The 22,000-nt window shown below is 64.4% G+C and carries 19 protein-coding genes; 5 read left to right on the top strand and 14 right to left on the bottom strand.

The window, feature by feature from the left end; translation table 11 throughout:
* Positions 1–2 precede the first annotated feature (2 nt).
* The 4 genes from PU724_RS01965 to PU724_RS01950 form a co-directional block, all read right to left on the bottom strand.
* The gene (locus tag PU724_RS01965; protein ID WP_127309608.1) at positions 3–2,192 is read right to left on the bottom strand and encodes an anthranilate synthase; all 2,190 of its coding nucleotides are present in this window, start codon (positions 2,190–2,192) and stop codon (positions 3–5) included.
* Between the two features lie 238 nt (positions 2,193–2,430).
* Entirely contained in the window at positions 2,431–3,486 is a 1,056-nt protein-coding gene (locus PU724_RS01960) for a M14 family metallopeptidase (protein WP_354419390.1), read from the bottom strand.
* Between the two features lie 101 nt (positions 3,487–3,587).
* Positions 3,588–4,964 carry an FAD-containing oxidoreductase gene (locus tag PU724_RS01955; protein ID WP_354419389.1) on the bottom strand — a complete coding sequence of 459 codons (1,377 nt, stop codon included), beginning with the start codon at positions 4,962–4,964 and terminating at the stop codon, positions 3,588–3,590.
* Positions 4,961–5,422, bottom strand: coding sequence for a DUF4126 domain-containing protein (locus PU724_RS01950; RefSeq protein WP_354419388.1), 462 nt, complete (start codon positions 5,420–5,422; stop codon positions 4,961–4,963). Before PU724_RS01950 ends, PU724_RS01955 begins: the two co-directional genes overlap by 4 nt.
* 129 nt (positions 5,423–5,551) lie before the next feature.
* On the opposite strand from PU724_RS01950, the gene PU724_RS01945 reads away from it, so the two are divergent.
* Positions 5,552–6,109 (top strand): sugar O-acetyltransferase, encoded by a 558-nt coding sequence (locus PU724_RS01945; protein WP_354419387.1) that lies wholly within the window; start codon positions 5,552–5,554, stop codon positions 6,107–6,109.
* 18 nt (positions 6,110–6,127) lie between these two features.
* On the opposite strand, the gene PU724_RS01940 is transcribed toward PU724_RS01945, so the two are convergent.
* Entirely contained in the window at positions 6,128–7,120 is a 993-nt protein-coding gene (locus PU724_RS01940) for a helix-turn-helix domain-containing protein (RefSeq protein WP_127285349.1), read from the bottom strand.
* Positions 7,121–7,244: 124 nt separating this feature from the next.
* Between PU724_RS01940 and PU724_RS01935 the strand changes: the two genes are divergently transcribed.
* Entirely contained in the window at positions 7,245–7,892 is a 648-nt protein-coding gene (locus tag PU724_RS01935; RefSeq protein WP_354419385.1) for a cysteine hydrolase family protein, read from the top strand.
* A gap of 72 nt (positions 7,893–7,964) precedes the next feature.
* Here PU724_RS01935 and PU724_RS01930 read toward each other — a convergent pair whose 3' ends face one another.
* The 9 genes from PU724_RS01930 to PU724_RS01890 all read right to left on the bottom strand — a co-directional run bounded on the left by PU724_RS01930 (position 7,965) and on the right by PU724_RS01890 (position 18,575).
* The gene (locus tag PU724_RS01930) at positions 7,965–9,644 is read right to left on the bottom strand and encodes a formate--tetrahydrofolate ligase (protein ID WP_127391204.1); all 1,680 of its coding nucleotides are present in this window, start codon (positions 9,642–9,644) and stop codon (positions 7,965–7,967) included.
* 317 nt (positions 9,645–9,961) lie between these two features.
* Complete coding sequence (locus tag PU724_RS01925) at positions 9,962–11,086, bottom strand: DUF2333 family protein (protein ID WP_320319483.1); 1,125 nt, start codon at positions 11,084–11,086, stop codon at positions 9,962–9,964.
* A 15-nt stretch (positions 11,087–11,101) separates the two neighbouring features.
* Positions 11,102–12,409 carry a DUF6638 family protein gene (locus tag PU724_RS01920; protein ID WP_354419383.1) on the bottom strand — a complete coding sequence of 436 codons (1,308 nt, stop codon included), beginning with the start codon at positions 12,407–12,409 and terminating at the stop codon, positions 11,102–11,104.
* 68 nt (positions 12,410–12,477) lie between these two features.
* Positions 12,478–12,888 carry an endonuclease domain-containing protein gene (locus tag PU724_RS01915; protein ID WP_354420148.1) on the bottom strand — a complete coding sequence of 137 codons (411 nt, stop codon included), beginning with the start codon at positions 12,886–12,888 and terminating at the stop codon, positions 12,478–12,480.
* A gap of 59 nt (positions 12,889–12,947) precedes the next feature.
* Positions 12,948–14,858 carry an AAA family ATPase gene (locus PU724_RS01910; protein WP_354419381.1) on the bottom strand — a complete coding sequence of 637 codons (1,911 nt, stop codon included), beginning with the start codon at positions 14,856–14,858 and terminating at the stop codon, positions 12,948–12,950.
* Positions 14,859–14,882: 24 nt separating this feature from the next.
* Positions 14,883–16,028 (bottom strand): hypothetical protein, encoded by a 1,146-nt coding sequence (locus tag PU724_RS01905; protein ID WP_354419379.1) that lies wholly within the window; start codon positions 16,026–16,028, stop codon positions 14,883–14,885.
* 33 nt (positions 16,029–16,061) lie between these two features.
* The gene (locus PU724_RS01900) at positions 16,062–17,150 is read right to left on the bottom strand and encodes a hypothetical protein (RefSeq protein WP_127286365.1); all 1,089 of its coding nucleotides are present in this window, start codon (positions 17,148–17,150) and stop codon (positions 16,062–16,064) included.
* A gap of 303 nt (positions 17,151–17,453) precedes the next feature.
* Entirely contained in the window at positions 17,454–17,837 is a 384-nt protein-coding gene (locus tag PU724_RS01895) for a c-type cytochrome (protein ID WP_354419376.1), read from the bottom strand.
* Positions 17,838–17,963: 126 nt separating this feature from the next.
* Complete coding sequence (locus PU724_RS01890; RefSeq protein WP_354419374.1) at positions 17,964–18,575, bottom strand: thymidine kinase; 612 nt, start codon at positions 18,573–18,575, stop codon at positions 17,964–17,966.
* 332 nt (positions 18,576–18,907) lie between these two features.
* Between PU724_RS01890 and PU724_RS01885 the strand changes: the two genes are divergently transcribed.
* From PU724_RS01885 to choV, 3 genes are all read left to right on the top strand, one after another.
* Positions 18,908–19,843, top strand: coding sequence for a choline ABC transporter substrate-binding protein (locus PU724_RS01885; RefSeq protein ID WP_127286369.1), 936 nt, complete (start codon positions 18,908–18,910; stop codon positions 19,841–19,843).
* A gap of 120 nt (positions 19,844–19,963) precedes the next feature.
* A complete protein-coding gene (choW, locus tag PU724_RS01880) occupies positions 19,964–20,818 on the top strand; it encodes a choline ABC transporter permease subunit (RefSeq protein ID WP_354419372.1) in 855 nt (284 codons plus the stop codon).
* Positions 20,815–21,996 carry a choline ABC transporter ATP-binding protein gene (gene choV, locus PU724_RS01875; protein ID WP_127286315.1) on the top strand — a complete coding sequence of 394 codons (1,182 nt, stop codon included), beginning with the start codon at positions 20,815–20,817 and terminating at the stop codon, positions 21,994–21,996. Before choW ends, choV begins: the two co-directional genes overlap by 4 nt.
* Positions 21,997–22,000: the final 4 nt, after the last annotated feature.

The raw sequence follows: 22,000 nt of genomic DNA, 5'->3' as shown, positions 1-22,000 counted from the left end.
TGCTAGGCTGCCTTTTCCTTGGCCTTGCGCGGCAGATGCGCAACGATGTTCTCGATGATGCGCATGCCGGCATTGTGGCCGAGCGTCATGATCGATTCCGGATGGAACTGCACGGCGGCGATCGGCTCCTTGCGGTGCTCGAAGGCCATGATGACGCCATCCTCGGTCTCGGCGGTGACCAGGAAATCGTCGGGCAGGCGCACCGGATCGGCGAAGATCGAGTGGTAGCGGCCGACGGTCACTTCCTTGGGCAGGCCGGAGAAGATGATGCCCGGCTTGGAGACGCGGATGCGCGACGGCTTGCCGTGCATCGGAATGTGCAACTGCCTGAGTTCGCCGCCATAGGCCTCGGCCAGCGCCTGCAGTCCGAGGCAGACGCCGAAGATCGGCAGGTCGCGGGCGCGCGCCTTCTTGATCGTGGCGGCACAGTCGAAATCCTTCGGCGTGCCGGGTCCGGGCGACAGCACGACGAGGTCGGGCTTCAGCCGTTCGAAAACCTCTTCCGGCACCGGCGTGCGCACGGTGGAGACATTGGCGCCGGTCTGGCGGAAGTAGTTGGCGAGCGTATGGACGAAGGAGTCCTCGTGGTCGACCAGCAGGATGTTGACGCCGTCGCCGACGTGCGCGGTGGCGCGTTCGGCACCGGCCGCATTGCCGGTCTTGGCGTCGCGGATGGCGGAGAGCATGGCGGATGCCTTCAGTTCGGTTTCGGCTTCTTCTTCCTCGGGAATGCTGTCGAAGAGCAGCGTGGCGCCGGCGCGCACCTCGGCGATGCCGTCCTTGATGCGGATGGTGCGCAGCGTCAGCCCGGTGTTCATGTCGCCGTTGAAGTTGACCATGCCGATCGCCCCGCCATACCAGGCGCGCGGGCTCTTCTCGTTCTGTTCGATGAAGCGCATGGCCCAGAGCTTCGGCGCGCCGGTGACGGTGACCGCCCAGGCGTGCGACAGGAAGGCGTCGAAGGCATCCATGCCCTCGCGCAGCCGCCCCTCGATATGGTCGACGGTGTGGATCAGGCGCGAATACATCTCGATCTGGCGGCGGCCGATGACACGCACCGAGCCCGGATCGCAGACGCGAGATTTGTCGTTGCGGTCGACGTCCGAGCACATGGTGAGCTCGGACTCATCCTTCTTGGAGTTGAGCAGCTTCAGGATCTGCTCGGAGTCCGAAATGGCGTCGTCGCCGCGCTTGATCGTGCCCGAGATCGGGCAGGTCTCGACGCGGCGGCCATTGACGCGCACGAACATCTCCGGCGAGGCGCCGATCAGATATTCGCCCTCGCCGAGATTGATGAAGAAGGAATAGGGCGACGGGTTGATCGATTTCAGCTTACGGGAGATCTCGGAGGGCTCGGTCTCGCAGCGCTCGTAGAACATCTGGCCGGGCACCACCTCGAACAGATCGCCGCGCTTGAAGCTCTCCATCGCCCGGCGCACCAGATTGGCGTATTCGCCGGGCTCGTGATCGCCGCGCGGCGGGATGCGGTCGGCGGTCCTGAACGGCTCGACGGCGGCGTCGCGGGCCAGGCCTTCGGTCGAAAATCCCTCGCCGGAATAGTCGTAGCGGTCGGTCCAGGCCTTGGTCGAATAATGGTCGACGACCAGGATCTCATCGGGCAGGAACAGCACCAGGTCGCGCTGGCTGTCCTTGCGCTCGAGCTTGTAGTCGACCGGGTCGAACTGGAAGGCGAGGTCGTAGCCGAAGGCGCCATAAAGCCCGAGATTGGCGTCTTCCTCGGTCTTGAACAGGGCGGTGATGGCGCGCAGCACCGTGAACACCGAAGGCACGCGGCTGCGCTCTTCCTCGGTGAAGACACGGCCGGGCTTTGCCACATCGAGGCGAATGAGCTTCCTCGTGGACTCGGCGATCGTTACCTCGCTTAATCCCGCGAGCGTCTTGCCGATCACCGGCAGCAGCGCCTCGCCACGGCCGTTCAGCGCCTCGATGCGCATGGCGCGGCCGCGCGCCGAGATCACCAGCGGCGGGTCGATGATGGCGGTGTCCCAGCGCGTGTAGCGGCCCGGATATTCGTAATTCGAGGAGAACACCGCGCCGCGCCGCGAATTGAGGCCATCGACATAGGCGTCGATCGCCCCGTCATAGGGCCGGTCGTGGCGCTCGCGCGTTATCGTCACGCCGCCGGCGGTGACGAAGCGCTCGGCCCCGTTGTCCAGAACTTTTGTCGTCATTGCCGTCTCCATCAGCGTTTTGGGCAACGGACCCGGGAATGGCTTAAAAAACAAATGGCCGCCCGGACATTCCGTTGCGGCCACCCTCTCTATTCACGCGCACGCGTTCGAACAGGCCGCTGTCAGCGAGCCCACCACCAAACAGTCTTGTTCGAGCGCATGTTCATGGGATTCCCATAGCGGCGAATGGACGGCCGCGCAACTGGATTCCACGAAGCTGGTAAAGGGCCTGCCTCTCTCAGTCCTCCAGCGTTCCCGACCTTGCGTCGTCGCTCCTTTTGTCGCCGACCAGCTTCAGGAGGTCTTCGCCGGCGCGGATGATGCGCCGCGAACGCCTGGTCAGGATGAGGCCGGCCTGGGGCGCGAACACTTCCGTGCTGCCGCCCGTTTCGCCCGGGGCGTGGACGATTTTGGCGAGCCGCGCTCCCTTGGCGACGCGGTCGCCGGGCTTCACGTCATAAACGACCGCGCCACCCTTCGGCGCCGGCATCATGTCGATGTTTTCCAGCGGCGCCACAGTGCCGGTGAAGGCGCCGGGCGTGGCCAAGGCGGGATCGGCGACAACGCCGCGCGCGACAAGCAGCCGATAGAGCCCCTCGGCATCGGCAGCGGCCAATTCGCCGTCGACGTCGAGTATGCCGCGATACTCGACCGTGGTGGCGACCCGCCGGTCAAAACGCGCGACTTCGGCCGGAACGTTCTGATAGGGCATGATCGAGGCGCCCTCGAAGGTGCCGTCAGTGTCCTCGTTCCACAACAGCACCGCATCGACGCCCATGGCCGCGGCGCAATCGGCCATCGCCGGCCACAGGCTGGTGTGGATGTAGAGGTAAGGCATGCCCTCGTCGTCGCAATGCAGGTCGAGCACGATGTCATGGCCGAGCGAGAGTTGCAGCAGTCGCGACTTCAGCCGCTGGTCGGGTGTGGCAAGAGTCGTATCGGGCAAAAGCGCGGTGTCGGGCGCGGCAAGCAGCGGGAAGCCGCGGTTGAAATTGGTGCGCGTGCCGAGATGGAAGCGGCCCTGATGCTCGCCGAAATGGTACTGCGCGCGGCCGATCGGGTTGGCCCAGGGCACGATGGTGATGGCGCCCCTGATGCGGCCCTCGGCTTCGGCCCTGGCGAGCATCGGCATCAGCGCGTCGATGGCGACCACGCCCGGCAGCTCGCCGGCATGGAGTGCCGCCTGCAGATAGGCCGAAGGCGCCGCCTTGTCCGTCCCCTCGAAGCGGAGGACCGGGAATTCGTAGGAAACGCCCTCGCTGTCGCCGGCGATGCGTTCGATCGATCTGTGCATGGAGGCCTCCGGGAAAGAGGCGAACCCATGCACTTTTGCGATTGCGCTGTCGATTGGTCCAGGCCGAGGCGCTATGGGCGCAAACCACGCCGATGGCGACACTAGGCCAGCGGCTTCAGCTCCTGGGCTATGGTCGGCAGAAGCTCGGAGACGTTGGGGTGGATGTGCATGGCACGCGCCAGCGTCGATATCGGCGCCTTGGCATACATCAGGTCGAGCACCGAGTGGATCACCTCGTCGCCGCCTGGACCAAGCACCGAGCAGCCGAGGATCTCGCCGGTGTCGGCGTCGGCCAGGATCTTCATGAAGCCCTGCGTCTCGCCTTTTTCCACGGCGCGGCCGACGCGGGTCATCGGCCGCTGGCCGACCAGCGCGCGGCGGCCGGATTTCCTCACCGCGGCCTCGGTCATACCGCAGCGGCCGAGCGGCGGATCGATGTAGAGCGCATAGGCCTCGATGCGGTCGCTGACCTTGCGCGGATCGTTGTCGAGCAGGTTGGCGGCGACGATCTCGAAGTCGTTGTAGGAGGTGTGGGTGAAGGCGCCCTTGCCGTTGCAGTCGCCCATCGCCCAGATGCCGGGCACGCTGGTCCGCAACTGGTCGTCGACGACGACGAAGCCGCGCCTGTCGACCTCGACGCCGGCCTTGTCGAGGCCGAGATCGTCGGTGTTGGGGTTGCGGCCGAGCGCCAGCAGCACATGCGAACCGACGGCCGGCGGCTTGCCGGCGGCGAAGGTGACGGCGACATCGCTGCCCTGCTTGGCAAAACTGATGTCTTCGGCGCCGAGATGCACCGTGATGCCTTCGTTCTGGAGGATCGACAGGATGGCAGCCGAGACGTCCTCGTCCTCGCGGCCGGTCAGCCGCGGGCTCTTTTCGATCACCGTCACCTCGGAGCCGAAGCGGCGGAACATCTGCGCGAATTCGAGCGAGATGTAGCTGCCGCCGACGACGACGAGATGGCGGGGCAGCACGTCGAGATCCATCATCGAGGAATTGGTGAGGTAAGGCACCTCCTCGACGCCGGGCAGGTCGGGAACGGCGGCGCGGCCGCCGGTGTTGAGGAAGATCTTCGGCGCGGTCAGCAGCTCGTCGCCGACGCGCACGGTGTTGGCGGACTCGAAACGCGCATGGCCGCGGTAGAGCGTGCATTTCTCCATGCCTGCGATCCAGGTTTCCAGCCCCGTGCGGGAAGCGCCCGACACCTTGTCCTTGCGCGCCTTGATCGCTTTGTAGTCGACGCCCACCGGGCCGGATAAGGTCACGCCAAAGTCGGCGGCGCGGCGGGCGAGATGGGCGGCGTAGGCGCTCGCCACCATCGTCTTGGTCGGGATGCAGCCGGTGTTGACGCAGGTGCCGCCGACGAGCTTGCGCTCGACCAGCGCCACGCTCATGCCGGCCGCGTTCAGCCGGCCGGCGAGCGGCGTGCCGGCCTGGCCGGCGCCGATGATGATGGCGTCGAAGGCTTTTGCCGTCATGCCACGGCCGCCACGATCAGCAGGCCGCCGATGATCGCGACGGCGTCCTCGACGAAGGCAGCGGGCGGGTCCTTGCCGAAAGCTGCCGCCAGCCGGCCGCGGAACTCGGCGCCGCCAAGCGTGCCGATCACGGCGCCGATGGCGCCGGCAATCAGGCCGCCGATGGTGGCGCCGCCGGTCGCGCCGAGCACGGCGCCGCAAAAGGCGCCGATGATGACGCGGGCGCCGAACTGCTGCGGCACCTTGCGGCTCGGCGTCGACGGCAGCTGGTCGGTGATCAGCTCGGCGACCCCCAGGATGGTGGAGATGCTGACGGCCATCCAGTGCCCCATGAAACTCGCCCAGGTGCCGGCGACCGGCAGCCAGCCGAGCCAGGCGCCCCAGGCGGTGACGGCAAGTGCCGTTCCGGCGCGGAGCCCGGCAACGACCCCGATCAGCAATGCAAGCAGATAAAGCATGATTGACCCCCTCGATGTCAGGACCTCGCAGTCCGGCGCGAGCAAGCTAGCATAGGCCGGACATTTGGCCAGCAGGCTTTCGCCCAGCAAAGGATTGTGCTTTGGCAGTAATTCGATGGAGACGCGGCCATGACGACAAGTGAGCGCATGAAGATGGCGGCGGGCGAGTGGTACACTTGCCTCGATCAGGAACTGGAAGCGCTGCGCGTTGCCGCGCGCGATGCGGTGTTCGAGCACAACGGCCTGCCGCCCCGGCAGCGCGGCGACATCGGCCCGGCCTTACGGTCATTGTTGGGAAACGCGGGCGAGGGGGCGCGCATCGAGGGGCAGTTCCACTGCGCCTACGGGTTCAACCTCTTTCTCGGAGATGGTGTCTTCCTCAATGCCGGCTGCACGGTCCTCGATACGGCGCCGGTACGCATCGGCAAGCGAACGCTGCTTGGGCCCAATGTGCAGATCTACTGCGCCGAGCATCACCGGGAGGCTGCAGGAAGGCAGGCGGGCCTGGAGATCGCCAAACCGGTGACGATCGGCGCCGATGCCTGGATCGGCGGCAGCACCATCATCCTCGGCGGCGTCAACATCGGCGAGGGCGCGATCGTCGGCGCAGGCGCCGTGGTTACCCGCGACGTCGCAGCGAACACCACGGTGGTCGGCAATCCGGCGCGTCCGGTCAGGCAGCGTTGAGCGGCTTGCCGGTTCGGGTCAAAACATTGCGGCGTGTGTCGGCCTTTTGGCACCGGCACTCCTGGAGAACTCGCGCCGATATTGCATCGGCGAGGTCTTGAGCCGCGCGGAAAAATGCTGGCGCAGCGAGGTGGCGCTGCCGAAGCCGGCTTCGAAGGCCACCGTATCCATCGATTTCTCCGTCGCCTCCAGCAGCCTCTGCGCGAGCGCGATCCGCTGGTCGGCCAGCCAGTCGCCGAAGCTGGTGCCGATCGACTTCTGGAAGCGGCGCGTGAAGGTGCGGCGGGTGAGGCCGGCCGCCTCGGCGACGCTGTCGAGGCTGTGCGCCTCGCCGAGCGTCGCCCGCACCTTGTCGAGGGCCTGCGCGAACCGGTCGGCGGTCGGGGTCGGCGCCAGCGGGCGCTCGATGAATTGCGCCTGACCGCCTTGCCGGTGTGGTGACAGCACGACATGCCGGGCAAGCCGCAACGCCACTTCCGCGCCGTAGCGGGCGCGCACGATATGCAGACAGCAGTCGAGCCCGGCGGCGACGCCGGCCGAGGTTACGATGTCGCCGTCGTCGACGTAGAGCACGTCGGCGTCGACGGCGATGTCGGGATGGAGCGCCTGCAGCCTGTCGGTATAGGCCCAGTGCGTCGCCGCCTTGCGTCCGCCGAGCAGTCCCGCGGCGGCGATTGCGAACGTGCCGAGGCACAGCCCCACGATCAGCGCGCCGCGCCGGTGGGCGCGGCCGAGCGCCTCGGTCAGCGTCGCCGGAAGCGGGTCTTCGAGGTCTTTCCAGCTTGGAATGATGACAATGTCGGCATCGTCGAGTGCCGCAAGCCCATGCGGGACGGCGATGGTCAGCCCGGCGTCGGTGTGGATCGGTCCCTCCTCCATAGCGCAGACGCGGAAATCGAAGCGCGGCAGGCCGAGCCTGGTGCGGTCGGTGCCGAACACCAGGCAAGGCACGGAGAGGTGGAAGGGGCTGATGCCGTCGAAGGCGATGACGGTGACGATCGGGTCGGCCATGGGAGCTCCGGGAGAAACAGGCAAGATTGTCCCAATTCTTTCGCACGATGTCAATCGGGACACTTTTGCCGCGTTGGCGCCGGGCCTAGCTTGTGCCCATCAACCCGATCGAAAGGAGATCGCCATGTCCGCACCAGCCAATACCGCCCAGCCGCGCCGCGCCCTCGTCGTCGTCGACGTCCAGAACGACTATGATGGCGGCAACCTCGCCATCCAGCATCCGCCGTTCGGCGACAGCGTCGTCAATGTGGCGCGCGCCATGGACGCGGCGTCGGAAGCGGGCGTCAAGGTAGTGGTCATCAAGCAGATGGCGCCGGAGACCTCGCCGATCTTCGCCAAGGGAAGCCATGGCGGCGAGCTGCATCCCGAGATCGCCGGGCGAAGTCGCGACCATTATGTCGAGAAGACGCTGCCCTCAGCCTTCACCGGCACCGATCTCGAGGCGTGGCTGCGCGCCAATGCCATCGATACGATCGCGGTCGTCGGCTACATGACGCACAATTGCGACCTGTCGACCATCATCCATGCCGTGCATATGGGCTTTGCGGTCGAGTTCCTTTCCGACGCCAGCGGCTCGGTGCCATACGCCAACAGCGCCGGCTATGCCTCGGCCGAGGACATCCACCGCGTGGTCACCATCATCCTGCAGTCGCGCTTCGCGGCGGTGCTCAAGACCGCTGAATGGATCGACTGCCTGAGGACCGGCGCCTTGCCGGAGCGCGACACGATCTTTGCCTCCAACCAGCGCGCACTGGCGCGCAATGCAGCCTAGCCGCGCTCAAATCCGCAAATGAAAAGGGCGCCGCGAAAGCGGCGCCCTTTGTTTTCGCAGCCGAAAGGAAGCCTAGAACAGGCCTTCGATCTGGCCGACCTCGTTGAGGAAGATCTTTTCGGAGGAGGGCGCCTTGGGCAGGCCGGGCATGGTCATGACCTCGCCGCAGATGATGACGACGAAGCCGGCGCCGGCCGAGAGCCGGACCTCGCGCACCGGCACGGTGTGGCCGGTCGGCGCGCCGCGCAGGTTCGGATCGGTCGAGAACGAATACTGGGTCTTGGCCATGCAGACCGGCAGGTTGCCGTAGCCGGCCTGCTCCCAGGCGTGCAGCTGGTCGCGGATCGACTTGTCGGCGATCGCCTCGTCGCCGCGGTAGATGCGCTTGACGATGGTGTTGACCTTCTCGAACAGCGGCATCTCGTCGGGATAGAGCGGCGAGAACTGCGAGGCACCGGATTCGGCGATCTCGACGACCTTTTTTGCCAGATCCTCGATGCCGGCGGAGCCTTGCGCCCAGTGCTTGCACAGGATCGCCTCGGCGCCCTGCGCCTTGACGAAGTCCTTCATCGCCTGGATTTCGGTCTCGGTGTCGGTAGTGAAGTGGTTGATCGCCACCACCGCCGGCACGCCGAACTGCTTCACGTTCTCGATGTGGCGGCCGAGGTTGAGGCAGCCCTTCTTAACCGCCTCGATGTTCTCCTTGCCGAGGTCTTCCTTTTTGACGCCGCCATTCATCTTCATGGCGCGCACGGTGGCGACGATGACTGCGGCCGCCGGCTTGAGGCCGGCCTTGCGGCATTTGATGTCGAAGAATTTCTCGGCGCCGAGGTCGGCGCCGAAGCCGGCTTCGGTGACGACATAGTCGGCGAGCTTCAGCGCCGTCGTGGTGGCGACGACCGAGTTGCAGCCATGGGCGATGTTGGCGAACGGACCGCCATGGACGAAGGCCGGGTTGTTCTCGAGCGTCTGCACCAGGTTGGGCTGCATGGCGTCCTTCAACAGCACCGCCATGGCGCCGTCGGCCTTGAGGTCGCGGGCATAGACCGGCGACTTGTCGCGGCGGTAGGCGACGATGATGTCGCCGAGGCGCTTCTCGAGGTCCTTGAGGTCGGTGGCAAGGCACAGGATCGCCATCACTTCCGAGGCGACGGTGATGTCGAAGCCGCCTTCGCGCGGATAGCCGTTGGCGACGCCGCCGAGCGAGCAGATGATCTCGCGCAGCGCCCGGTCGTTCATGTCCATGACGCGGCGCCAGGCGACGCGGCGGGTGTCGATGCCGAGTTCGTTGCCCCAGTAGATGTGGTTGTCGATCAGCGCCGAGAGCAGATTGTGCGCGGTGGTGATGGCGTGGAAGTCGCCGGTGAAGTGGAGGTTCATATCCTCCATCGGCACGACCTGCGCGTAGCCGCCGCCGGCCGCACCGCCCTTGACGCCGAAGTTCGGGCCGAGCGAGGCTTCGCGGATGCAGACGATCGCCTTCTTGCCGATGCGGTTGAGACCGTCGCCGAGACCGACCGTCGTCGTCGTCTTGCCTTCGCCGGCAGGCGTCGGGTTGATGGCGGTGACGAGGATCAGCTTGCCGTCCTTGTTGCCTTTCACCGACTTGATGAACTCGGCCGAGACCTTGGCCTTGTCATGGCCGTAGGGCAAGAGATGCTCGGTCGGAATGCCGATCTTGGCCCCGATCTCCTGGATCTGTTTCTTCCTGGCGGCGCGCGCGATCTCGATGTCGGACTTCACTTCGGCCATGACGGCTTTCCTCTGGATTGGTCGGTGGAGGGGACGGGTTTGATCATTTGTGCATGTTCGAGACGCCGTGCGGGCGTGAGGGCATGTTCTAACCCTGTCGCTGCCGCGGCGTCAACTTTCATGCAACTATGTTTCCTGCGAAGAAAGAGTGTTCCTGCTGCCGGGCCGCTTTGGGTCGGCTATCTCGAGCCCGGTCGTTGCGCCGTATAGAAGCCAGAGCGGATGCCGCGCCGCCGTCTCAAAACAGCCGCGCAATGCACCGAATGCGACAGGGTCGACGGCGCAAATCCGCAAGCGCCCTTGGCGGGGGGATGCCGCTACTGCGTCAGCACGTTGCTGATCTCGACCATGTTGGAGCGCACCCTCAGCACGTAGAAACCCATCGTGGTCAGGTGGGTCGGCAGCAGCCAGCCGTCCTCGCGGCCGTTGGCGATGATGAAGGGCTGGATGCGCAGCGCCGAGACGAATTGCGAATCCATCGTGTCCCACAGGTTCTGCAGGTGCTTTTCCTTGATGACGTCCTCGAAGTCGGCCTGGGCGGCCTTCATCAGGCCGTAATAGCCATAGAGCTGGCCGTAGGCGAACCAGAAGCGGTCGTCGGCGCGGAAATCGAACCAGCCGTCATTGTGGTTCTCGGCGCGCTCCTTGAGGATTGCCGAGGTCGAGCCGATGTCGGACGAGATGCGGTCGATATATTGCTTGAGATTGTCGGCGCGGGCGTCGAACGTCGCCTGGCAGCTGGCCAGCCTTGCGTTGAACGAGCGCAGCTTGCGCACGGCGTCGCGATAGTAGCTCGGGGTCGGCGTCTTCGGACCGAACGGATTGAGGCCGAAATACCAGGTCTCCTCGTCGAACTGCAGATTGCCGCGCGCATCCTGGAGGTCGGCGTCGATCTGCGAGGTCGTGCGCACGCGGCCGAGATTGTCGGCAAGCTCCGTCGCCGTGCGCCGAACCGCCTGGTTGATGCCGCGCTGGAAGGAAGCCTTGTTGTCCATCCACGGCGTATGGTCCCAGTCGATGCCGAACAGGCCGAGCTTGTAGAGGATCATCGACGAGATCCAGGCATTCTGGTTGACGTTGAAGTCGGTCAGATCGGCCGCCACCTGGGCGATCGCCGAATTGCCGCAGGTCTTGGCCGTATCGGTGCCGGCGCCGGCCGAGACCTGCTCGCCGGCCGACACGTTGCGCTTCTCGAACGTGTAGGTGTCGGGATAGTTCGGGTTGAAATTGTTCCACCACTGGGTGGCGTAGAAGAAATTGGCGTAGAGGCCGATGAGCACCAGCAAGGTCAGCCCAACCACCGCCTTCAGGATCCAGCCGCGCTGCCCATACCAGCGGCCGGCCCACATGAACGGCCACAGGACGACGCCGACGAGAAGACCGATGCCGCGGCCGATCCACTGGAAGATCTGGGTGAAGAAACTCACAATCGGGTCAAGCATGGCTCTCGTCACCCCTCAATCAGTCAAGCCGTAAAGGCGCGTGCGGAACGCCGCCTTGTCTTTCAAATATGTGGTTTTCAGAACGTCCACAACATGCGAGCGCCAGGCGTCGCTGAAGCCGTCATAGTCCCTGTAGAAGCCGGGCTTGTTGAAGACGTAGCGCGAGACGAAGTCCTGCGGCACGAAGTCGGAGATCAGCTGGTTGGTCAGCCAGGCATCGGGATGGTCGGGCTTGGCGCGGATCACCAGGAAGCGCTGCTGCGGGAACACTTCCTCGATCTTGAGATGGCCATACTGGGCGATCTCGCGCTTGGCGGCGTTGAGGAAGGGGAAATTGCCGTCCCTGGTGATCAGGTCGGTATGGCCATGGATCCAGGTCTGCAGCCAGACCTTGTCGACGTCGGTCAGATTGCGGTTCGGCTCGGTGTCGCGGATCAGCGCCCGCACCACCATTTCGGCGCGATGCTCGAGATAGCCGGAGGCTTCGATCCAGGAGGCGCGCGGCAGCTCTATGCGGCCGGTCGCGGCGAGGAATTTGAACACCTTGTCGGCGTCCTTGATCGACAGATAGCTCACCTGCCACGGCCGCGAGCGGCGGAAACCGGGCGCGGCCGGATCGCTGATGACGGTGGTCATGTCGGGATCGACGAAGACGTAGAGGCCGCCGAAATGGCTGGTCCAGTAGGCGTTGTGGCGGAAGATCACCTGGTCGGGCACCAGCGCGTTCTCGCGGATGTCGCCGCAGACCTTGGCCAGCTCGACCATGCGCTCCAGCATGGCGTTGTCGCGCCAGGCGTCGGGCTCCTGCTTCAACCTGTCGACCAGCTTGCCGAGCTCGGCGGCCTTGCCGAGCACATCCTCTGCCGACAGCACCCTGAACTCGACCTGATTGATCGACAGCAGGTCCTCGATGTCGTCCACCTTGGGCACCGAGTCCTCGATCTCGCCGTAGATGACGTCCTTGATGGTCAGCGCGTCGATGGCGCGCTGGTTCTTGGACATGAACTCGAACATCAGCTGCGAGGTGTTTGAGAAGGCGGTGTGGACCACCGGCAGGTCGATCTGCGACGGCGTCAGGACGATGAAGCGGCGGTTGACCTCGTTGGGATCGAGATAGTCGTAGTCGCCGCATTCGTCGGCGACCTCGGGAGAGAAGCCGGTGCGGTCGATCTGGAAGCTGCTCAGCTTGGTGGGATTGAGGCCAAAGGCGACGAGCGCCTTGTTGTAACGCTGGATGAGATGCGGCTCGTCGACGGTCAGCAGCCTGCCGTAGATCAGCTCATTGTCGCGCAGAAGGTCGGGTTTCTTGGCGGGACGGGTCATTTATGCCTTCTCCCCGTTCACGGGGAGAAGGTGCCCGAAGGGCGGATGAGGGGCGGCGCAGGCGCTCATCATCTTTGCTCCGACGTGGCGGCCGGCAGAAATCTCACATCGACACCAATCACTTTGCGATCCAGCCGGCCATCAAGGGCTGCGATGATCGTATCAAGCACGCTCGCGCGGCTGTTCAAAACATCCGCGTGCCAAACCCTCAATACCGACCAACCATTTCCATTCATCGTTTCATCTCTGTATCGATCCCGAGACCGACCCGCGTGCTGGCTGCCGTCGACTTCCACGACCAGATTAGCTTCACGACAGGCGAAGTCTGCGAAAAAGGGCCCAATCGGTAGTTGGCGAACAAACTTGTGGCCGTTCAATCGCCGTCCGCGCAGTTCATGCCACAATCTGTCCTCGGCATCGTTCTCAACCCTCCGTAGCTCACGGGCTCTCGTGACCTTCGACTCATTTCCTCCACGCATGGCGCTGCCCCTCATCCGCCCTTCGGGCACCTTCTCCCCGTGAACGGGGAGAAGGAAGATCATGCATTCCATAGCCCCTTCTTCTTCATCTCCTCGATTTCGCGCACGGCGCGGTCGCGCAGCCTGGTGTCGCGGATCATCTTGGTCACGGCGGCGTCGTCGGACTTGTCGGAATAGCGGAATTCCGAGTCGGCGTAGCGGTTGATCTCCTGCATGACCATGTCCATCGAGAACGGTCCGCGCAGTTCCTCGATCATCGCCTTCTTGTCGTCGTAGCTCTTGTGCATGAAGGCTTCCGGCTTCTCGAACCACTCGTCGGGCAGCTCGATGTCCATGGCGCGCATCTTGATGGCGTCGGTGACGTTCTTGATGGCGCGGCCGGTGAAGCGCGGCTCGGCATCCTTGATCATGTGCAGGTAGGTGCCGATATCGGTCATCGACTTGGGCGCGCCGTTGTCCTTCATGTAGCGCTCGTAGACCTTGATCAGCCCGTCTTCCTGCGGCTTTTCATGCTCCTCGTAGGCTTCCGCCACGGCGCGCTGGATTTCCTGCGCGGCATAGAGCTTGTGGTCGCCGAGCGGGATCTTGTGGTTCTTGCCGGCGAGCAGGACGAAGATGTCGATATAGTCGTCGCGGGACTGCGGCCCGTCGACCAGCCAGCGGGCGCCGGCGCGCTGGCGCAGCGCGTCATCGACATTCTCGGGATAGTTTGAAAACATGCCGAAGGCACAGTTGCCGCGCACCACCGTGCCGGCGCCGGCAAAGGCGTCCATCAGGACGCCGGTGATCTCCTGCTGGCCGGCCGAGGCGCGATCGTCGGAGCGCCGTGCCGCCACCTGGTCGATGTCGTCGATGGTGCCGAAGCCGATGACGCGCGGATTGAGCACGTTGTTGATGAACTGGCGGCAGTTCTGGCCGGACTTGCCCTGGTAGGACGAGATCTGGTCGACGCCGAAATTCTCGTAGGCGAAGGGATAGCCGGCGACCTGGCAGTAGTCGTTGACGAGGCCGGCGATCATCTGGATCAGCGTCGTCTTGCCGGTGCCCGGCGCGCCATCGCCGATGAAGGTGAACAGGAAGCCGCCAAGCTCGACGAACGGGTTCAGCTCGCGCTCGAAATCATAGGCCATCAGCATCTTGGCGAGCTTGACCGACTGGTATTTGGCGATGTGGTTGCCGACGACCTCTTCCGGCTTCTTGAAGGTCATCACCAGCGGCTTCGAGCGCTTGCCGGGCGCGACGTCGAAGCCGTCGAGCGTGAAATCGTCGACATCGATGCGGATATGGGCATTCTCGAATGGCCCGATGCCGTCGAAGCGGCCTTTTCGCGCCAGCAGCCCGTCGATGGCGACGCGGGCGAAGGCGCGCGCGTGCGTCATCAGGTCCGCATCGTCCTTCGACCCGGCAATTGCCTTGTCGAGGCCGGCGATGATCGACTTCACCGCGTCCTGCTGGGTGTCGAACAGGAAGTCGGGCTCGGCGATGTCGTTGGGCGCCTCGCCGTCGCTGTCGATCAGCTGGAAGAGGTACGAGGCGAGGCTGAAGGCGGAGATGTAGGCCGAGGCCGACAGAAGCTTCTTGAAGGTCGCCGCCTCGTCGCCCTCGAGCGGCGCGCGGGCGTTTTTGGCCTGCAGGCTTTCCAGGTCCGAGCCCTCGGCGAAGACATCGGAAATGGCGAGCGCGATCGCCAGGCCGCGGCGGGCGCGGTACAGAAGCGTGTGCTGCGGAATGGTCAGCAGCTGGTCGTCGGGATGGACGGCGGCGACCGTCTTCGACAGCTCGACCTCGCGCGTGCGGCGCACCGAACCGACCGAGACGGTCGAGACGAAGCGGCGATTGGTGCCGGCTAGCGCCGTGCCGGATTCGCGCGCCGGATCCTCCAGCACGACAATGCGGGTGATGAAGCTCTGCGCCGTGGCGCGGTGCTTTTCGATCGCGGCTTCCGAAATCGTGGTCAGGCCGGTGTCCATGAAGGATGCTCCGTGGTGTGACGGTCAGACGTCTGAGATGACCTGTCCGTTGGACAGGATGTGGACCTTGTAGCCGGAAAAGATCTTCTGCGCCTCGCCGGCGGCGTAGAGCGCCTGATAGGCCTCGTGCGGGATCAGCGCATGGTTCTCGTAGCTCGACACGCCCTGGCGCGCGGCCTCCAGATCGTCGGTGTTGATGAAGAATTCCTGCGTCGTCTTCTCGCTCGAAAACAGGCCCTTGCGGCCGGGCTTCTCGGATTTGGAAAAGACCTCCTGGATGGTCCAGGTGAGCAGCCAGGCGTTTTCCGGCTTGCGCACCTTGGCCAGAACCTCGGTCACTGTCGAATTGTTGTCGGTGATGCCCGCCGAATAGAACGGGCCGAGCACGACGCGGCGGAGCTGCTTTGGGTGCAGCGGCTCGAAATCCTTGTCGAGATTGATCGCGATCGTTGCCGGCGACAGCGTGTAGGCGGAATTCTTCTCGGTGAAATCGTCGAAACGATGGGCAAGCTCGGGATTGAGCAGGCCGTCGACCGGCAGCGGGATGTCGACCCTCTCATTGAGCTTGCCGTTGCTGTCGACGAGCTGGCGCACCATGCTTTCGGAAGAGTCCTCGACCGTCACCATATAGATCAGCGGCAGGTTGGCGCTGCCGTCGAAGCAGGCCCAGTGCACAAGGTAGTAGGGCCGAAAGGTCTTCGGATTGACCGAGACTTTCGCCGTCTGCGCCAGCGTGAACGGGCCGAAGGTCTGCTCGCTCCTGACGTCCTCCAGGTAGAGCCGCTCGGCCATCGACTTCTGCAGCGCCTCGGGGAATTCCTTGTGGCGCAGGATGAAGTCGGCCATCTCCTCGCGCAGCTCGCCGGCCTGCGGGATGTTGGCCAGCCGGCTCTCCGCCTGGCGACGGTCGTTCTCCAGTTCGAGCAGGTTCTGGAACACCGGATAGCCGCTGTCGGCGCGCGAGATGCGGAACGTGTCCATGAAGCCGAGGCGGTTGCGCCAGCAGGAAAACGACTTGTCCAGCCGCGCAATGTATTCGGCGACGATCTTGGCGACGATGCCGTGCCGGTAGAGCGGCGAGCGATCGTCGCGCATGAACACTTCCAGCCCGCTCAGCGCCGCCGTGATGGCGGAAAAATAGCGCGCCGCCGCTTCATTTTCGGGAGTCATGGGACTGCCTTGGAGACGAACGCCAGCCGCCAATCACTGCTGCACGTAGTTGGCGGAATTGTGCTTCTTCATCACCTCGTCGAAGCGGCGGGCGAAGGCATCGTCGGCGAGCTTCTTGCGGCGCTGGATGTCGGCCGAGGCCACCATGTTCTTCTCGTGCATTTCGAGCAGGTCGCCGATGTGCTTCTGCGAGGCGGCGCCGATGCCGGCCATGGTCTCCTCCGCGGTGTTGTCGACCTGGCTGCCCAGCGTGTTGATCTTGTGGGCGACGTCCTGCTGCGCGGCGGTCTTCAGCGAATCCTCCAGCGCCTTGTACAGGACGATGCGCTGCTCGGTGTCGATGGTCAGCTTGTTGATCAGCGTCGACTGCGCGGCGATCTGGTTGTTGAGCGAATCGACGAAGGTCTGGAACATCGAGGTGTAGCGCTCGAGCGTCTGGCTCTCGGCCAGCAATTCCTGCTCCTTGGCCTGCTTCTCGTTGTATTCCGTGGCCATTTTCGAGCGCTCGCCCTCGAGCTGCGTGCGCTCCTTCTGGCTTGTCGAGGCGGCGATCTTGTTTTCGATGTCGAGCAGCATCGGATTGAGCTCCTCGATGCGCTTCTGCACCGCTTCGAGGTTGGACATCGTCGTCTTGCGGCGCTCGATGACCTGCGACAGGCTGCTTTCCGAGGTCTTGTAGCGCTGGTCGAGCACTTCCTTCTGCGCTTTCAGGATGCCGACGATGGTGTCGGACTTGGCCAGCAGCTCCTGCAGGTTGCCGGCCAGCGACATGTTGCGCACGCGGTCGGTGCGCATGCGCTGCTTGCGCTGCGCTGAGAAGACGCCGACGAAGTTTTCCCAGCCGGTGTAGTTCTTCATGCTCTCGAATTCGGCGCCGAAGACGTTGGTGGCGTCTTCGAGGCCGATGATCAGGTCGGCGATGTTGCCTTCCATGATCTTCTGCTGTTTCAGCACATCCTCGATGCGGGCGTTCTCGATGTCGAAATTGGCATCGCCGATCTTCTTGTCGGCCTGGGCGAGCGTGTCGAGCACGGTGCCGGACTGCTCGATCTTCGAGCGCATGTCCTGGACGACCTGCTTGGTCTTGGCAATTTCGGCATCGAAATTCTGCAATGTCGCCATAGGGGCCTCCCGCATCGGCATCGGTTTCGTGTCGGCGCGAATATATGTGGAGCATCCGGGGATTGAAAGACGCAAGACAAGAGGTGCTGCGAAAACAAAAGGTTTCGTTTCTCCCTTGAAAGACAAACGAGCCATGCGCATGGCCTGACTAGCCGTCCGCCGGCGCATTTCTCTTGCAATTCGACTGTCGCGCCGCCGGGCCGCGGGCGATGCATTTCGCTTCCCGCCGACGCATCGTCTGGATATTCGGCGAACAATTGCCGGTGAACCGGCGCCTGCCGGGCAAATCGCAGCCGCGGCAGCTCAGGGCTTGGGGTCGGCCTTGAGATAGGCAATGACATTGGCGATGTCGGCGTCCTTCGTCAGTCCGCTGAAGGCCATTTTGTTGCCGGGGACCTTCAGCTTGGGCGCGCGCAGGTACAAGGACAGGTTTGCCTCGTCCCAGACCAGGCCGGCGGCGCCGGCGTCCTTCATGGCCTGCGAATAGTTGAAATTCGCGGCCGTGCCGGCGGTGCGGCCGACGACGCCCAGAAGGTGCGGTCCGACCTTGTCGTGATCGGTCGTCGCGTCATGGCAGGCCATGCAGCGGTTGAAGACCTTCTTGCCAAGGGCCGCGTCGCCATCGGCATGGGCGGCGGCGATGCCGACGAAGAAAAGGATAACGGCGGACGAAAGGGCTCGAAGCATGGCGGGACTCCCGGCTGAGGGCACCTGGATAGGGCCCATGCCTTAACAAACGCCGCACATGATGGCGGGATTGCGGAAGGAGCCCTCATCCGGTCACGCCCGGCGGCGATGCGGTCCGCGTCCCGGTCAGGCCTTGGTGAAGCCGATGAAATCGTCGGGCGCGGCGCGGCCCATCTCCTCTTCCCAGTGGCGCCGGCAAAGCGAGACATAGACGTCCTTGCCGATCGCCACCTGCTCGCCCTGCCTCGCCACCTTGCCGTCGGGACCCAGCCGCACGACCATTGTCGCCTTGCGACCGCAGCGGCAGATGGTGCGCACCTCGCGCAGATCGTCGGCAATCGCCAGCAGGGCGCGCGAGCCGGAAAACAGCTTGCCCTGGAAATCGGTGCGCAGGCCGTAGCACATGACCGGTATGTTCAGCCGGTCGGCGATCCGGGCCAGTTGCCAGACCTGTTCCTCCTCGAGGAACTGCGCCTCGTCGACGAAAATGCAGTGCACCGTGGTGTGCTCGTGGTGCTCGGCGACCCGTGCGTAGAGGTCATCGCCGTCGCGGAACATCTCGGCCTCTGCCTCGAGGCCAATGCGCGACGAGATCTGCCCGCTGTCGCCCTTGCGATAGTGGCCGGCGACGAACAGCATCGTGGTCATGCCGCGCTCATGATAATTGTAGGACGCCTGCAGCAGCATCGTCGTCTTGCCGGCATTCATCGTCGCGTAGCTGAAGTAAAGCTTGGCCATGCCGCCCTTGAGGTGTGTCGAGTTTCAGGTGATGCCGGCCTGCAAACGGCGGCTTCCTGCGCTTCCGGTGCTCACGGACCCTGACCTGAATCTCGGCACACCTTATGCCGAGTTGCGGCGGGGCGGGGAGGGGGCGTCGGCGCATTCCCCTGAAAAAGCTGCCGGCCATCAAAAAAGCGGCAGCCGTGTCGCTGATCGGCCAGTGCGCGCCGTTGATCGTGATTGTCTTAGTGCTTGAAACCGCTCCAGAATGGTGTTTGGCTGACGAAACAAGGCGGGGACACAAACCGTAACTTCGCCGCGCCAAAAAGAATCGCAATGGGAGAATATCTATGTCGCGCATGAATTCCTTCGTCGCCGGGCTCGGCCTGGCGGCCTTCCTGTCCACCAGCGCTGCTTTCGCCGGCGACCCCGAAAGCTGCAAGGCGGTGCGCCTCTCCGATGTCGGCTGGACCGACATCCAGGCCACGACCGGCGTCGCCTCGGTGCTGCTCACCGCGCTCGGCTACGAGCCGCAGGTGATCCAGCTGTCGGTCCCGGTCACCATGGCCTCGCTGAAGAACAAGGACCTCGACGTCTTCCTAGGCAACTGGATGCCGTCGATGACCAACGACATCAAGGACTACACCGCCGACGGCTCGGTCGAGACGATCAGCACCAACCTGACCGGTGCCGGCTACGGCATCGTCGTGCCGACCTATGTGGCGGACGCCGGCGTCAAGACGCTGACCGACCTCGGCAAGTTCAAGGACAAGTTCAACGGCAAGATCTATGGCATCGAGGCCGGCAATGACGGCAACCGCATCATCCTCGACATGATCAAGAACCCGAAGGACAATCTCGAAGGCTTCGAGCTGGTCGAATCCTCGGAGGCCGGCATGCTGACGCAGGCCGAGCAGTCGATGAAGAGCAATGAGTGGATCGCTTTCCTCGGCTGGACGCCGCATCCGGTGATGGGCGCCATGAAGATCACCTATCTCGACGGCATGGGCGACAGCGGCTTCGGCGCCGCCACCGTCTTCACCAACGTGCGCAAGGGCTACACCACCGAATGCCCGAATGCCGGCAAGTTCATCGCCAACCTGAAGTTCAACCTGGACATGGAAGGCGAGATGATGGACGCGATCCTCAAGGGCGGCGATGCCAACACGGTCGCGACCGACTGGCTGAAGAAGCATCCGGACGCCGTCGCGCCCTGGATCGCCGGCGTCACCACCTTCGACGGCGGCGATGCCGCCGCGGCAGTCAAGACCGCGCTCGGAGGCTGAGCCGACCATGAATCCGGCATGACCGGAGCAAGGGCAGCCACCATGGAAAAGGCTGCCCTTTTTCATATCCTGTGACAAGATGACTGTCCGGCAAGGACGGCGCAGCCAGAGAGGGGCAAGATGGATCCGATTTCGAAATTCCTGGTCGCCTACAAGATCCCCATAGGACCCTGGGGGAAGGCCTTCTTCGGCTTTCTCACCGACAATTTCGACACCATCTTCAGGGCCTTCTCCAACGGCCTCAATTTCCTGCTTGACGGTCTGGTCGACATCTTGCTGGTGGTGCCTCCGGTGCTGCTGGCACTGGTCATCGCCGTCATCGCCTGGTTCCTGCAGCGCTCGCGGCCGCTGGCCATCGCCGTCTTCATCGGCCTCATCTTCATCATCAACCAGAACCTGTGGAAGCAGACGGTGCAGACGCTGGTGCTGGTGGTTGCGGCCGCCGCCATGGCGATGGCCATCGGCGTGCCGCTCGGCATCTGGGCCGCGCACAAGCCGAAGGTCTACCGCATCATGCTGCCGGTGCTGGACCTGATGCAGACGCTGCCGACCTTCGTCTACCTGATCCCTGTGCTGACCCTGTTCGGACTCGGCAATGCGCCAGGCCTCATCGTCACAATTATCTTCGTCATCCCGACCGCGGTGCGGCTCACCCATCTCGGCGTCGTCTCGGTGCCAAAGGCGATCATCGAGGCCGGCGAGGCGTTCGGCGCCACCAAGAGCCAGCTTCTGTGGAAGGTCGAGCTGCCCTCGGCGCTGCCCGCCATCATGGCGGGGCTGACGCAGTCGATCATGCTGTCGCTGTCCATGGTGGTGTTCGCCGCGCTGATCGGCGCCGGCGGCCTCGGCACGGAAATCAACCGCGCGCTCGGCTCGCGCCGCATCGATCTCGGGCTTGAAGCCGGCCTCGCCATCGTCGTGCTGGCCATCGTGCTCGACCGGATGACGCGTATCGGCGTTGGAGGCAAGAAATGACCGTCGCCGTTGATTTCAAGGATGTCGACATCGTCTTCGGCGCCGATCAGGCCGGTTCACTGGCGTTGATCGACAGCGGCGCGAGCCGCGCGGAGATCCTCGAGAAGACCGGCAATGTGCTGGGCTGCGCGGGCGCCAGCCTGACCGTGCACGAGGGCGAGATTTCCGTGCTGATGGGCCTGTCGGGCTCCGGCAAGTCGACCCTGCTCAGAGCCGTCAACCGGCTCAACGTAGTCTCGCGCGGCCAGGTTCTGGTCAAGGACGGCGACCGCACGGTCGATGTCGTCACCTGCGACGAGGCGACACTCAGGCGCCTGCGCCAGAAGCAAGTGGCGATGGTGTTCCAGCAATTCGGCCTCTTGCCCTGGCGCACGGTGGAAGAGAATGTCGGCTTCGGCCTCGAGCTTGCCGGCGTGCCGGAAGCCGAACGCAAGGCGCGCGTGAAGAAGCAGCTCGAGCTCGTCCATCTCGACCAATGGTCGAAGAAATACGCGCATGAGCTCTCCGGCGGCATGCAGCAGCGCGTCGGCCTGGCGCGGGCCTTCGCCACCGAGGCACCGATCCTGTTGATGGACGAGCCGTTCTCGGCGCTCGATCCGCTGATCCGCACCAAGCTGCAGGACGAGTTGCTGCAGCTGCAGGCGGAGCTGAAGAAGACCATCATCTTCGTCAGCCACGACCTCGAGGAGGCGCTGAAGATCGGCAGCCACATCACCATCATGGAAGGCGGGCGCATCGTGCAGACCGGCGCGCCGGAAGACATCGTGCTCCGGCCTGCCAACGACTATGTCCGCGACTTCATCGCCAACGTGAATCCGCTGTCGGTGCTGACCGCCTGGAACGTCATGCGCGACCGCCGCGACCTCGACCACGGCGAGGACGGCTGGGTGTGGCTCGACCGGCGCAAGACGACGCGCTTCAAGATCGACGATCACGGGCTGGTGTCGGCCGCCGAGCGCGACGGCAAGCCTGCGGTGTGGGTCTCCTGTGCCGATGTCGAGCGGCAGCCGGAGGAGACGTCGCAGGTCTTCTGGGCGACACCTGGCACGTCGCTGAAGACGGTGATGCTGGCCATGCACCGCTCGCAAACGGCGCCGGTGGCGCTGTTCGACGAGCAGTCGCGCTTCGTCGGCGCGATCGGCATCCGCGACGTGCTGAGCGCCGTGCTGCGGCGATAGCCGC

This window comes from Mesorhizobium abyssinicae (assembly GCF_049887195.1).
Classification (GTDB): domain Bacteria; phylum Pseudomonadota; class Alphaproteobacteria; order Rhizobiales; family Rhizobiaceae; genus Mesorhizobium; species Mesorhizobium abyssinicae.
The sequence above is the reverse complement of the archived record's forward strand: the minus strand, read 5'-3'. Positions and strand labels throughout refer to the sequence as shown.